The 12,628-nt window shown below is 69.3% G+C and carries 10 protein-coding genes and 1 riboswitch; of the genes, 3 read left to right on the top strand and 7 right to left on the bottom strand.

Features of this window, described 5'->3' with window-relative positions; all coding sequences use genetic code 11:
• Positions 1–84: 84 nt before the first annotated feature.
• A complete protein-coding gene (locus ABD333_RS32425; RefSeq protein ID WP_344546352.1) occupies positions 85–324 on the top strand; it encodes a hypothetical protein in 240 nt (79 codons plus the stop codon).
• Positions 325–1,289: 965 nt separating this feature from the next.
• On the opposite strand, the gene ABD333_RS32420 is transcribed toward ABD333_RS32425, so the two are convergent.
• From ABD333_RS32420 to ABD333_RS32410, 3 genes are all read right to left on the bottom strand, one after another.
• Complete coding sequence (locus tag ABD333_RS32420) at positions 1,290–2,225, bottom strand: coiled-coil domain-containing protein (RefSeq protein WP_344546351.1); 936 nt, start codon at positions 2,223–2,225, stop codon at positions 1,290–1,292.
• A gap of 2 nt (positions 2,226–2,227) precedes the next feature.
• Positions 2,228–2,391: riboswitch (cyclic di-AMP (ydaO/yuaA leader) on the bottom strand.
• Between the two features lie 160 nt (positions 2,392–2,551).
• Positions 2,552–3,727, bottom strand: a complete 1,176-nt coding sequence (locus ABD333_RS32415) for a S8 family peptidase (protein ID WP_344546350.1) — start codon at positions 3,725–3,727, stop codon at positions 2,552–2,554.
• A 151-nt stretch (positions 3,728–3,878) separates the two neighbouring features.
• Positions 3,879–5,822, bottom strand: coding sequence for a serine/threonine protein kinase (locus ABD333_RS32410; protein WP_344546349.1), 1,944 nt, complete (start codon positions 5,820–5,822; stop codon positions 3,879–3,881).
• A 167-nt stretch (positions 5,823–5,989) separates the two neighbouring features.
• On the opposite strand from ABD333_RS32410, the gene ABD333_RS32405 reads away from it, so the two are divergent.
• Positions 5,990–6,427, top strand: a complete 438-nt coding sequence (locus ABD333_RS32405; RefSeq protein WP_344546348.1) for a sterol carrier family protein — start codon at positions 5,990–5,992, stop codon at positions 6,425–6,427.
• 77 nt (positions 6,428–6,504) lie between these two features.
• Positions 6,505–7,131, top strand: coding sequence for a LamG domain-containing protein (locus ABD333_RS32400; protein ID WP_344546347.1), 627 nt, complete (start codon positions 6,505–6,507; stop codon positions 7,129–7,131).
• On the opposite strand, the gene ABD333_RS32395 is transcribed toward ABD333_RS32400, so the two are convergent.
• From ABD333_RS32395 to ABD333_RS32380, 4 genes are all read right to left on the bottom strand, one after another.
• Positions 7,132–7,500, bottom strand: a complete 369-nt coding sequence (locus tag ABD333_RS32395) for a DUF4190 domain-containing protein (RefSeq protein ID WP_344546346.1) — start codon at positions 7,498–7,500, stop codon at positions 7,132–7,134. It lies immediately after the preceding gene.
• Positions 7,501–7,857: 357 nt separating this feature from the next.
• Positions 7,858–9,165 carry a DUF4407 domain-containing protein gene (locus tag ABD333_RS32390; RefSeq protein ID WP_344546345.1) on the bottom strand — a complete coding sequence of 436 codons (1,308 nt, stop codon included), beginning with the start codon at positions 9,163–9,165 and terminating at the stop codon, positions 7,858–7,860.
• A gap of 13 nt (positions 9,166–9,178) precedes the next feature.
• Positions 9,179–10,495 (bottom strand): hypothetical protein, encoded by a 1,317-nt coding sequence (locus ABD333_RS32385; protein ID WP_344546344.1) that lies wholly within the window; start codon positions 10,493–10,495, stop codon positions 9,179–9,181.
• Complete coding sequence (locus tag ABD333_RS32380) at positions 10,492–12,624, bottom strand: hypothetical protein (RefSeq protein ID WP_344546343.1); 2,133 nt, start codon at positions 12,622–12,624, stop codon at positions 10,492–10,494. The genes ABD333_RS32385 and ABD333_RS32380 overlap by 4 nt, the downstream gene beginning before the upstream one ends.
• Positions 12,625–12,628: the final 4 nt, after the last annotated feature.

Genomic DNA, 12,628 nt, shown 5'->3' with positions numbered 1-12,628 from the left:
AGGGCGAGTTTTTACTGACAGCGCCGGGGCATTATTGGTGACGTTCGGTACTTATTCACTCACAGAACGTGATTGGAGAAACTTGTGAAGCGTCTCCTCATGCTGGCGGCCACCTGTGCCGCCGCAGCAACCGCCGGCCTTGCCGGCGCCGGGCCGGCCACTGCCGACCCGGGCGTCCCGGGCTGGCTGTGCAAGGAGAAGGGCGGCTCGGTCCTGCCCGTCGGAGATGACTACGTCTGCTACGGCGGTTACTTCAACGGTGAACCGGTCCACAAGTACAAGGACAAGGGCTGGGACAAGAAGAAGGACAAGCACGACGACTGAGCAATAACGCCGCGCCTCGCCGCAGGTGGTGCCGGATGCCTGTCCACCCCGGCACCACCTGCACGTGCGTGGAGCCCCGGCGACCCGCCGGGCCCGGCCGCCGACCGGGCCCGGCAACGCCGCCCGCACCCCGCGCCGCCCGCACCGCACCCGCACAGCGCTTCGGCTGTACCGCGCCTCACCACCTGCGCCCCGCGCCAGCTCCATCTGCGCTCGTCGCGTCCACACCACACCGCCCGCATGCCGCGCCGTCTGCACACCGCGCCTGCACTACGCGCCGTCTGCGTGCCGCGCGTCTGCGTGCCGCGCCGCCCGCACCGCGCCCGCACAGCGCTTCGGCTGTGTCGCGCGTCCACCTGCGCCCGCGCTGGCTTCGTCTGCGCTCGTCGCGTCCACGCGGCGTCGCGTCCACACCGCACCGCGCGCATGTCGCGCTGTCAGCACACCGCGCCTGCACTACGCGCCGTCTGCGTGCCGCGCGTCTGCGTGCCGCGCCGCCCGCACCGCGCCCGCACAGCGCTTCGGCTGTGTCGCGCGTCCACCTGCGCCCGCGCTGGCTTCGTCTGCGCTCGTCGCCTCCACGCGGCGTCGCGTCCACACCGCACCGCCCGCATGCCGCGCCGTCTGCACACCGCACCGTCCGCGCACCGCACCGTCCCACCGCGTCCACACCGCGTCTGATCACGCGCGTCCGCACCGCACCCGCATCGTGCTTCGCCTGTGCCGTGCCTCAGCCACGCTGCGTCGCGCTGTCCACGCCGCGTCTGCACCACGTCGACATCGCACCCGCAGTGCACCCGCGCCGCGTCTGCAGCACGGCGCTTCCACACCGCGCTTCGCTTGTGCTGTGCTACCCGTTCACCCACGCCGCGCTTCGGGTGTGCGGCCCTCACGTCGAGCTGCGGGCGGGGTCTCCGGCTATGCCGGACGTCTTGCCGTGCTTTCGGATGTGTGCGGGGAGCTTGCTAGAAGACTGAGATGTGTACGTGGTCGTAGTGGTTGGCGGTTACGCCGCCTCGGTTGCTCATGGAGTTCCAGCCGGGGCTGCGCATGTCGTAGATGCGCTGGCGCCAGATCACGTACTTGATGCCTAGCTTGCTGGCGTTGGCGATGGCGTACGCGGCGGTGCGGTCGCCCAGGGTTTGGGCGCTGCCGGTGGCCATTCGGCCTCCGGTGGTGACCATGAAGTCGCAGGCGTGGCCGGTGCCGTGGTCTTGGGGGTCGCCGGTGGAGCGTACGCAGCCGATGGTCGGGTACGGGCCGAACTCCACGTCCAGGATGTCGTGGACCTTTTTCATCCGGGGCGTGACGCCGTTCATGCCGACGCTGGGCGACTCGGGCTTGTACTTCTTCAGGAGGGCCTTGACGCGCGCCTTCTCCTTGAGCAGATCCTTGATCTGCTTCTCCAGTTGCTTGATCTTATTCTGGGCCTCGGTCCGGGCCTGTTCCTGTTGCGCGACGAGTTGCTGGATCTGGCGGACCTTGGCGGCCTGGTTCTGGGCTACGTGGCTGACCAGTGAGGCGTTGTTGAGGTACGTGGAGGGGTCGTCGTCGGCCAGCACGGCCACGGAGGGGTCGGCGCCGCCCGTCATGTACTGGGAGGCGGCGATCTGGGCGACCAGCCCGCGTGCCACGGCCAGATCCTGCTTGAGGTCCTGGGCCTTCTTGAGGGCCTCCCTGACCTCGTGCTGGGTGTCCTTCAGCTTGGCCAGGTCGCCGCCGTACGCTTTGTCCAGCTTCTCGATCTGGTCGTTCAGCCTGCTCACGCGGCCGCTGTCGCCGGGATCGGCCTGCGCCGCCGGACCGGTGACCGTGGCGCTCGCCACCAACGGCACGACGCCGGCCACGGCCACAAGGGCGAGCCGTACGCGGCGCCAGCGGGTGGAGGTCGGGGTCTCCACGTATCTCCTCTCCTCGATCGCCTACCGGGTTAGCTGACGGGTTCGGGCTAGAGGTCGCCCTACCGGATCCGCTGGCTGCGAATCCGGATTCACCCCGGTCGGGTCGTCCGACATGTGGGTCCCCGGCTCCCGCGTGGCATCGCGCGGGACTCGGCGGGTTCGGCCAGACTGCCCGTCTAGCCGAGGCGAGTCACCGACCGAATGCCAATGAGCTGGAAAGAACGTTCGTTGCCTCGCCAAGATTAAACCCCTGGCGGGGCTGCGGTGCCCGCCGGTCCCGGAAGCGGGGCGCCACATGGAAGCCGGGCCATCTTATGTGAGCCGGTTCACACTCTCACCTTGAAAAGAAGCTTGTTCGGCGTGCCGTTGCGCAGACCCTTGATACGCCCTTGGGTCGCGTTGGTCTTCAGCCACCGTTCGATTTGGGCGAAGCTCGCCTTGGGTCGGCTCACCAGGAACATCGCGGCCACACCGGACACGTACGGAGCCGCCATCGAAGTGCCGTCGAGTACCTCGCGACCGTTGCCCGGCCAGGTGGAGGGCACGCCCACGCCCGGCGCGTTGATGTCCACGCACTTGCCGTAGTTGGAGAAGTCCGCGCGGCGGTCGGAGGCGTTGGTCGCGCCGACCGTCACGACCCCGGCGGCGCCGGCGGGAGAGGTGTGGCACGCCGGCTTGTCGTCGTTGCCGGCAGCGACGGCGACGAAGACACCGGAACGGGAGAGGTTGGCGACGGCGGTGTTGAGCGCCGGGGACTTCGGGCCGCCGACCGAGATGTTGGCGACCGCGGGCTTGACGGCGTGGCCGCGCAGCCATCTGACGGCGGCCACGACGTTGGACATCGGGCCCGTGCCGTCGCAGCCCAGCACCCGCAGCGCACGGAGCTTGACCTTCTTGGCGACGCCGTACCGCTTCGACCCGATGATGCCCGCGACGTGCGTGCCGTGGCCGTTGCAGTCGGCGCCGTTCGGGTACTGCGCGGCCTTCCAGACGATCGACGCCCGCCCCTCGAACTGGGGATGCTTGACGTCGATCCCGGTGTCGATCACGTACGCGTGGATGCCGCGGGCGACGCTGTTGTACCGGTAGGAGCCGGAGAGCGGGCGCTTGCGCTGGTCGATCCGGTCCAGGCCCCACGGCAGCGGCCGGCGCTGGGTGCCGCCCTCACTGATCTTGACGATCTGGTCCTGCTCGATCGCGACCACGCGGCTGTCGCGGCGGAGCTTGTCGAGCTGGGTGGAGTCGAGCTTGGCGGCGAAGCCGTTGAGCACGCCGTCGAATCGTTCCACCGCGGCGGCCTTGACCTGCTGAGCGGCCGCTGCGGTCGAGGCGCCGTCCTTCAGGGTGACGATGTACTTGCCCGGAATCGGCGTGCCCTCTGCGGCGGTGACCTGAACGAGGGCCGAGTGGTCGGGGTCGGCAAGCACGGGGAACACGGCGGCCGTGGCGGCGCAGGACACGACCGCGCCGGTGATCAGCAGCCTTCGGGGGACAGCCCGCACGAGGGACTCCTTCTGTCGCGGCCACGAGCGGGGGCACGGGCGGTGCGACCATGATCCAGGGGGAACCGACAAGGGGGTACCTTATTGGATGCGTCCCGATATCTGCAGCTAGACCAGACAATTCGGTCGAGCTCGGGCGGCGTCTCCTCGATCAGGCCTTTCTGAGCTTGCCCTGGTAACCGGGGTCGGCCCCGGGCTGGTGCATCCACGCGTACTGCAGCGTGCCGTCAGGCTGGCGCACGACCCGTACATTGCCGCTCGTGCAGGGCTTGGCCACGGTCAGGGACATCTCCAGGCGCTGCGTCGTCCCGCTGGTGAGCGTCAGCGTGCCGACGCAGTTGTTGTTGAGCCGGGCCTGCGCGACCTTGTTGCCGGCCTGGAACGTCACCTCGATGGGGAACGAGGCGGAGCTCCTGGCGTTGACGGCGGTGCCCTTCCAGGTGCCCGCGAAGGACGCGGGGATCGTCGACACCGGGCGGTCGTCGTTCGCCGGCCTTGTCTGCGGCGAGTCGTCGGAGTCACCCTTGAGCTGCGGCCACAGCACCAAAGCGATGATCGCGATGCCGACCAGGACACCGATGGTCAGCGAGGCCGCGACGCCGAGCACGTGGTTGTCGGGTCGCCGGAACCTCGGCATGCGCGGCATCCGCGAGACCGGGGGAGCCGCCAAGACCGCCGTGTGGTGGCGTTGGTCGTCGTCTGGAAGCTGCCGCTGGGCGCCGGTGTCCATACCGGGGATGAGGTGCGGGACCCGTTCGGAAGACTCGGCGGGAGCGGGGATGGCCGCGGGGAGGGACAGCGGGCCGGCCAGGCCTCCCGGGCTCCCCGGGCCGGCGGGGTTTCTTGGGGAGGCCGGGCCTGCCGGGCTTCCCGGGCCTGCCGGGGCCGGGCTTCCCGGGCCTCCCGGAGCGGCCGGGCCTGCTGGGCTTCCCGGGCCTGCTGGGGGCGTCGGCGGACGGGCGGGCGGGAGCGCTTGGGGATGTGCCGGGACGGCGGGCATGGCCTGGGTCGCCTCGTCCGACCGTACGCCCGGAGGGACCTCCTCCGCCTGGCCCACACGAGCCGCCTTCCCCGCCGGGGCCCCGGCGGGGCTTTCGGGTCTGGTGACCTCCATCTCGTTCCGCAGAGCAGGCGGAACGGAGATCGGGGGCCGCACCGTGATCGTGGGCTGGGAACGGGGCGCGGCAGGCCCCGCCGGCGCGGGCCCGGGGACCGGAGCGCTGGCGGCCGCGAGAGCACGCCCCTCGGTCACCATCCGGTCCGGCAGCCGGTCGGCCAACGTCCCCTCCGTCCCGACCAGCCGGTCGAGAACGTCGCGCGCGGCGGGCCGGTCGTCCGGCTCCTTGGCCAGCGCGTCGCCCACCACCTCGCGCAGGGACTCGGGAAGCGCGGAAAGATCGGGCTCGTCGTAGACGATGCGCTGCATCACCTCCGACTGGGAGTCTTCACCGAACGGAGCCGAACCGGTCACCGCGAACAGCAGAGTGGCGCCCCAGGCGAAGATGTCGGCCGCGGGGCCGATGCCCACCCCGCGGAGCTGTTCGGGGGCCTTGTAGGAAGGATCATCGGTGACGCGGCCGGTCGGGGCGGCGGTGACCGCCTCCAGCGCCCGCGCGACGCCGAGATCGGTGACGCGGGGCCCGTCCCTGCCGAGCAGGACGTTGCCGGGCTTGAAGTCGTGATGCACCGCCCCGGCGCGGTGGGCGGCCGCGAGGGCGACCGCCATGCCGGCCGCAAGCCGTTCGGTCACGGCGCCGCCGCGCGGGCCCTCCTCGGTGACCAGCCGGTGCAGCGACGGACCGCCGACGTACTCGCTCACCACGTACGGGCGGTCGCTCTCCACGTCGGCGTCGATGATCGCGGCCGTGCAGAAACCGCTGACCCGCCGGGCCGCGGCGAACGCGCCGGCGAACCGCGCCCGCGCGGCGGGCTCGCCGCTGAGCCGCAGGTGCAGCAGCTTCACCGCGACGGTGCCGCCCGCTGGGCTGCGGCCCAGGAAGACGGCGCCCTGTTCGCCCACGCCGAGCCGGCCGATGATCTCGTAGTCGCCGAGCTGCCGCGGATCACCGGGCTGCAGGGGCAGAGCCTCGGCCATCTAACGAACCTCCGTGTTCTCCCGCCGGGACCTCGTTCCGGCGGGCCCCCCGATCCTTGCTCTTCGCCCCCGTGTCGTCGCCGGTCCCTTTCTACCGGGTGACGTCCGATTGTGGCGGGTGAGGTGGCCGGACGGCCACCGGAAGCGACGCGCTAACCTCGGTGCCGATGTCGCGTAACCGCCTCACCCGTTCCGTGCTGGACGAGCAGCGTGCCGAGCTCGGCCTCGATCCGCACGCCGGCGACGACGAGCCCCGGTCGCTTCGCCGCACCGCGCTCGACACCGTCCTGGCGGCCTATGACGCGGGTGCCGCCGAGCCCGCCCGGCCGGTCGTCAAGGGGGCCGTGAGGTTCCTGCTCGACCGGCTCGCCGAACTCGCGCCCGGCCGTTCGGTGGAGGTCCGGGTCCCGCCACACGCCGCGGTGCAGTGCATCGACGGCCCGCACCATACCCGGGGAACCCCGCCCAATGTGGTGGAGATGGACGCGATCACCTGGATTTCGCTGGCGACCGGGCGTCTGACCTGGACGGACGCTCTGGAGAACGGCCGGGTCCGCGCCAGTGGCTCGCGGGCCGACCTCTCCGCCCACCTTCCGCTGTACTGACCGCACGTCCAATTTCGGGCCTTGCCTCGATGGCGGTGCGCTGAAAACGTGGAGGGATCACAACCCGGGGTGATGCCATGCTCATCGCGCACTGGACGTTCGATGTCACGGACCTCGACGGGCCACGGGTGAACGACACGACCGGCGGGGGGCTGCCCGCGGCACTGGACGGGGACGCCGAGATCGTGCCCGGCCGCGACGGCGAGGCGCTCAGCGTGGACGGGAACGGGCGGGCCGTCGTCCAGGCGGCCCCCCAGCTGGTCCTGAGCCAGGTCTTCGGGTTCAGCCTGGCCTTCTTCGTCAACGTGACCGCGGCCCCGACCGGAGAATGGCGTGGGCTCCTCTACAAACCGGTCGCCGAACACGACGCCCGCGGCATCGGCATGTGGCTCTATCCCGACGCCCAGCGCCTGCGCGTCCAGCTGTTCACGGTCAAGGGGCCCGAATACATGGACAGTCGCGCCGTCCTGGCCGAAGGCGCATGGGCGCACGTGACGTTCGTGGTCGACACCGGCGGCATGTTCCTCTACATCAACGGCAAGCTCGATGTGGCCGTCCCGCTGGAACACGCGGTCGTCACGCCCGGCGGACCGATCTACCTGGGAGGCGAACCCGGCAAACCGGGCCTCAGTGGCCTCCTGGACGACGTCCGGGTGTACGCGTCGGCCCTGGACGAGGAAGCCGTCCGAGCCCTCGCCGAATGATCACGGTGTCTCGGTGTGCCGGGCGAACGGAAACTCCCGTTCGACGCACAATCGCCGCGCCGACTCGTCGGGATACCGCCCCGCATCAGCACATTCCGCGGCCTTGCTGAGCAAAAAGAAGATCGCCACCCCGCCTATGACCAAAGTCACGACCGAACAAACGATCCCCATCACGGCGATATTGCGCCCGCCACCCCGCACGGCCGCGACGACCCCCAGGATGAGCCCCGCCACCCCCAGGACCAGTCCGACACCACACAGCATCAGCGCGGGCAGTCCGGCGACTCCGAGCACCAGAGACGCGACCGCCAGCCCCTTACGCTCAGGCGGCGCGGGCGGCGAGTAGGTCTGGTAACCCGGCATCGTCATGGCGTCCTCCCCCGTGTAGCCCTTCACACTCCCGCGCCAGAGTCACGGCCCGCCGATTCGGCAGGTAAAGGTCGGTTGAAGGAACCGTCCCGGTCACGTCGCGATCAGCGCCCACAGGAGCCGCCGGTCATGCGGACTTCGCGACCTCCCTTTCGAAGATCACGTCCATCGTGGTGGCCCAACACCTGCTCCCAAGCGAGCATGAGCAGGCATTCACTTGCGGCTGTTGCCACCTACGTGCCGCATCCCGTTGCGGCGTGGCTCAACGACCGTCCGGTCTGCTTGCTGTGACCAAGAGAGGCGGCCCGTGGGAAACCGTCCCGGGGCGCACACGGCCGCCTCTACCAGCTGACGCGGTCAGGCGACGGGGCGCTGCCATCCCAAGCGCCGGGCAAGGTCATCGATATCATCGTCGAGCTCGGCCTGCTCCCGCACCTCGTGGAACCGCTCGATCTCCTTCAGCCGCGCCTCGCGCTCATGCTTGAGCTGCTTGGTGCGGATGACGTTGTCGATGGTGCCCGATTCATGGCGCAACCCGTCGGTTATCTCGTGCAGGTTGAGCGCTGTGTCGAGTTGCCGGGTCACCAGATGGTCGTAATACGTAGTGCCCCCCAAACGCTTGATCAGAACGGGCAGGCAGTCCACCAGGATCAGCAACGCCCGCAGGAACCAGGGGGCGGCGAACACCAGGATGCTCTGCGACGACAACGTGCCGAGCGCGTCGTGTTCCTCCAGCAGACCGATCTGCTCCTGCGCACGGCGCCGCTCGTCGACCTTCTTCTCTATCGCAGCGGTGAGCTGTTGCCCGTAGACCTGTGTGTCCGACCCGAGCTGCTGGGTCAGGGACTCGATCGTCCGGTCCAGGGCAGCGAGCTGCTTCTCGCGTTCGGGGAGTCTGCTCGTCGCAATGAACGCGTCCCTTTGAGTCCGGTTGTCCCTGCAGTTCGGCCCTACTCCGGGGATACCGCTGAACTCGGCCCCGCGACTACCGCCGCATTCAGCCCGGGCCAGTGAACCCAGTCGCCGTGCCTCTTTCCTGTCCCGCTCGATCGAGGCCGCCAGCCAGCCCCGCTCTCGCCGCGCCTGCCGCAACTTTTCCCATTGCCCCTCCGGGGCCCCGGCGACGCTCAGCAAATGATCCGCACACTTGTCCTGATCGGCCTGGGCTCCGTCGGGACGGTTGCAGGTCTTCAGGAGACTTTCGTAGGCGATCACTTCGGTCGCTCGGGTCTCACGTACCTGTTGATGGATCGCCGGTTGGAAGACGCGCAGGACCAGCGGCTCGGCGATCACGATCCCGATCACTACCGACAGCACCAGGCGGGGCACGAAAGCCCGCAGCCGACTGCCGGTCCCATGCGTGCTGGCCACGAGCCACCCGTCGATGGTCGCGATCACCCAGCCCCAGAACGCGGCGATCGGAAGAAGTAGGGGCCATGGCAATGACCACACCTTCACCAGGGCCGCCAGCATCGAGAGACCGGCAAGGCAGCCCGCGACCAGGACCACCGCGCCGAGCCGGGTGTAGCGGGGGCGCTCCTCCGGAACCCAGTCCAGGATCTCCTCCCGGACGCCCGCCAGGGCGCGCAGCCGCCGGGCGAACGAGTTGTCCGGAGGAGCGGGCCGGTACGGGTCGATCCGGGCCTGCGCGCGATCGGTTCCCACCGGGATGTCGGTCCTAGTTGACATCCTCTTCCCTCAGTTCTTCCTCGGGGGCCGCAGGGTCCAGAGACCGCGCTTCCAACGCGTCGGAATCCAGCACCTTCTCGCCGACGCCGGAGCCAGGCACCAGTTCCTGCATGAGGCCCTGCACGAGCAGGCGCACGTCGGGGGAGTTCTCATCGAGGTAGCCGGCGTCGGCCAGCTTCCCGATCACACGTTGCACCATCTGGCGCCGATGCTGTTCGTCGGTGCGGTCGTGCTGGCGGGAGAGGCGTTGGTCCGCGCGGTCCTCGCGCCGTGCTTCTTGCTGGATCTCGATGAGCCACCGGCGTTCTTCCCGCGTGGCCCGGTCGCGCTCGCGCTGGTCGGCGAGTCGTTCCTGCCACACCTCCCGGCTGTCACCGCGGTCGCGCTCCCGCGCCTCTTCCAGTGCCCGGACGATCTCCGTTGCGGGCAGGTCGCCGCGTGCCACCGCGTACTTCATCGCTTCGAGGGGATCGCTTCCGAACAAGGGCGCGAGTTCCGCGTATTCCTGCTGGGCATGAACCCGGCGCAGGCGCCCGATCTCCTGTTCCATCCACTCGTCGAAGAGCCGCCGCTGCTCTTCCATCTTCCGGTCGTGGTCGGCCCTCTCCCGCTCGAACTGCAGGTTCATCCGTTCCAACAGGTGGGCCTGCTCCGCGTGAAGCCGCTCCAGGTCGTGGCCATGGTTCTTCTCCTGCCAGACCACACGCTGGTCGTTGGAACCCTTGCGCAGGCGACCGTGGACCTCTCGCAGCTCGTTCGGTGTGAGCACTTCGATGCTATTGAGAACGACCTTCATTCCCGGAATCGGCGCCGGCGCCTTCATGGTGTAGGCCAGCACCTGGGCCTTGACGTCCCGGCGTACTTCGTGGATCTCGCTCAACTCGTACGGCAGGCCCAGCTCGAAGATCCGGTGGTGGCCGCGAAGGTAGCCAAGGAGCGAGACCGAGACGTTCTGCTTTCCCTTCCCGACGATCACCTCCGGATCGGTCACCGTGCACAGGAACGCTGCCTGGATGGTGAACTCGCTGGAGTCCTTCGACGGGATGGCCAACTGGATCGTGACCGGTACGCGATCGCTGATATCGACAAGGCTCACGCTGGTGGCCTCAAGGACTCGCTCGTCGTCGAGACCGAATCGTCCATCGTCCACCAGGTGCTTGCCACCTACGCAGAACACCAGCACCTGGTTGCCCTTCGGCCGGGGCAACTCGTCGTAGTCGCGGCGGCGCCCGCGCAGACCGAACGCCCCGCGCTTGGGCGGCTCGCGCAGGAACCGCTCCTCGATGATCGGATAACTCTGTGTCATGGCCCTTCCTCAGAGGCATGCCGGAATCCCGAGCGGAACTCGTCCAGCACGGTGATCAGGATCTGGATGTGGTCTGTCGGCCGCCCGTGTTTGCGGCAGTTCCGGAGCAGGTGCGCCGCCTCAGTCCGCAGTACGGCCTGCTCGTTCGCATCGAGTGCCCGGACCAGCGCGTCGGCCAGCCGTCGCGCCTCGCCTACGTCGAGCAGCGAGAACAGGGCTCTGTCGAGGGCCTGCATCGCCTCCTCGCGATGGTGAGTGTTCCTCAGCGCCGCCGCCCACAGGGCGCCGAGGCGGACGGCCTGGTCGGGACGGGAGATCAAGAAATGCGCCACCGCGGGCCTGCCACTGACCGGATCGCGTTCTGACAGCACCGCCCGGATCGCGGTGAGGATCAGACGGCGCAGTTCCCTGGTCGTGCCGACGGTCCGGGTCAGCGCGAGCCGCTCACCGAGCAGCCTGATCACCTCGGCGGCGCCTTTCGAACCGTGGACGAGCGTGGCGAACAACCGCCCCATGGCCAGCGCGGCGGGCACGCTCAGGTCGTTGCACTGGGGAATGAGCTGCCAGAGCCTGCGGACGGCATCGGTCGGATAGCGGGCGCCCAGTTCCCCGGAGAAGACCAGTGCCGCGGTCCATCGTTGTGACGAGTTGCCGTGGCTCACCCAGCGGGTCGCGATGTGCAACGCGGTGGTCGAGCGCTCATCTTCGGTGGCCAGGTGCGACAGCGCGTACGCGGCGCAGAGCTGGCCCGCGGTGCCGATCGCGCCCCGCGACCACGGTTCTAGGTACTGCTCTTCAACTTCCTCCGGGGCCACAGTCGCCAGCAGGACCAGACCGGCGGTGGCGGGCAGCCGCAGGTCGATCTCCTGGACCACCTCATACAGCCAGCTTCGTACGGCGTTCCACAGGCCGCTGTCGAAGCGCCTCCACAACTCCGACAGGACGAGCGCGCGGTAGTCGGGCTCTTTGAACCGCGGCGCGAACGTCACAGGCTCTTCCCCGGCGCCAGAATGCGAGGCGATCAGGTTGGACGCATCGGCCCGCTCCGAACGGACCTGCGGCAAGGCCTCTTCGGCGGAGATCCGCTCCTGAGAGTCCTCTCGCGCCGGTGAAGCCTGTGCCGGAGGCATGGACGCCGCCAGCTCATCCTCCAGCCGCGCGAGCAGCTCCTCGAAGCGGCGATCCTTCACCTCTGGCAGCAGTGCGAGGACGACGACCTCGACGATCTCGCGCCGACTCGGCTTCTGCTGGAACCATCCCGTCACGTGTTCGCGATCCACCAGATCCAGGACCTCGTCGACCGCGGCCTGCGGGTCCTTTCCGGCAGCCAGCCGTTCGGCGATTCGGAGCACGCCCGAGACCGCGCAGTCGGCCGGAACGAGGGCCGCCGTCCGCTCGATCTCGGCGGCCCCGACGCGTTCGCCGAGCCGGCGAAAGAGCAGGCGTCGCGGTGGCGGAGGCTCCCACCGGACGGCCGGAACCGCCTTCCCCGCATCCCCGACCGTGCAGTCGACCGTGGTGATCACCAAGTAGGCGCCGGCCCGCCGAATATTGGTTCGCACCGCGAGCCATTCGAGTTCGCTCGCCGGACGACCGGTGTCGAGGCCGTGGTCAGGGTCGCACCAGTCGATCACCGCGTAACCATGGCCCCTGAGGTAGGTGCGGGACGCCAGCCTGCTCAGGGAGATCGTGGGCGACAGCACGATCAACGGTTTCTGGGTGACCTCCCGCAGCAGCTTGATCGCCGCGTGCCGTTTCCCGATGAGGGGCGCCCCGGCCAGCACCACGAACTTCTGCTTCGCCAGTGCCGGCGCGGCCGTGGCGTGCGGGTCCGGAGCGACGTAGCCGTCGATCAGTTCGTCGATCTCGACGTCGTCGATCCTGCCGACCACGGCGGTCGGGGCGCGCTCACCTCCCGCCCCCTTGAAGGCGGCTCCGATCAAGGCGCGGGAGGCGTCCACGTTCCCGTGGAAGATGAACTGGTTGAGCGAGGCGAAGGCCTCCGGGTCCGGCTGGGTCTGCCTCGCGGCCTTGTCGGAGGGTACGTGCGCGAAGTCGTCTTCGCATGACGGACCGGGGGCGTCCTGTGAGTCCTCGTCGTTTGGCTCTTCGGGGTCTCTGTCGTCCATCTGC

Source organism: Actinomadura fulvescens, from assembly GCF_039533225.1.
GTDB lineage: Bacteria > Actinomycetota > Actinomycetes > Streptosporangiales > Streptosporangiaceae > Spirillospora > Spirillospora fulvescens.
This window is presented reverse-complemented; position numbering and strand designations above follow the sequence as displayed.

Bases quoted from the DNA above. Each gene is read 5' to 3' on its own strand.
- ABD333_RS32385 (WP_344546344.1), bottom strand. From the start codon at position 10,495: ATGACACAGAGTTATCCGATCATCGAGGAGCGGTTCCTGCGCGAGCCG.
- ABD333_RS32400 (WP_344546347.1), top strand. From the start codon at position 6,505: ATGCTCATCGCGCACTGGACGTTCGATGTCACGGACCTCGACGGGCCA.
- ABD333_RS32410 (WP_344546349.1), bottom strand. From the start codon at position 5,822: ATGGCCGAGGCTCTGCCCCTGCAGCCCGGTGATCCGCGGCAGCTCGGC.
- ABD333_RS32380 (WP_344546343.1), bottom strand. From the start codon at position 12,624: ATGGACGACAGAGACCCCGAAGAGCCAAACGACGAGGACTCACAGGAC.
- ABD333_RS32405 (WP_344546348.1), top strand. From the start codon at position 5,990: ATGTCGCGTAACCGCCTCACCCGTTCCGTGCTGGACGAGCAGCGTGCC.
- ABD333_RS32395 (WP_344546346.1), bottom strand. From the start codon at position 7,500: ATGACGATGCCGGGTTACCAGACCTACTCGCCGCCCGCGCCGCCTGAG.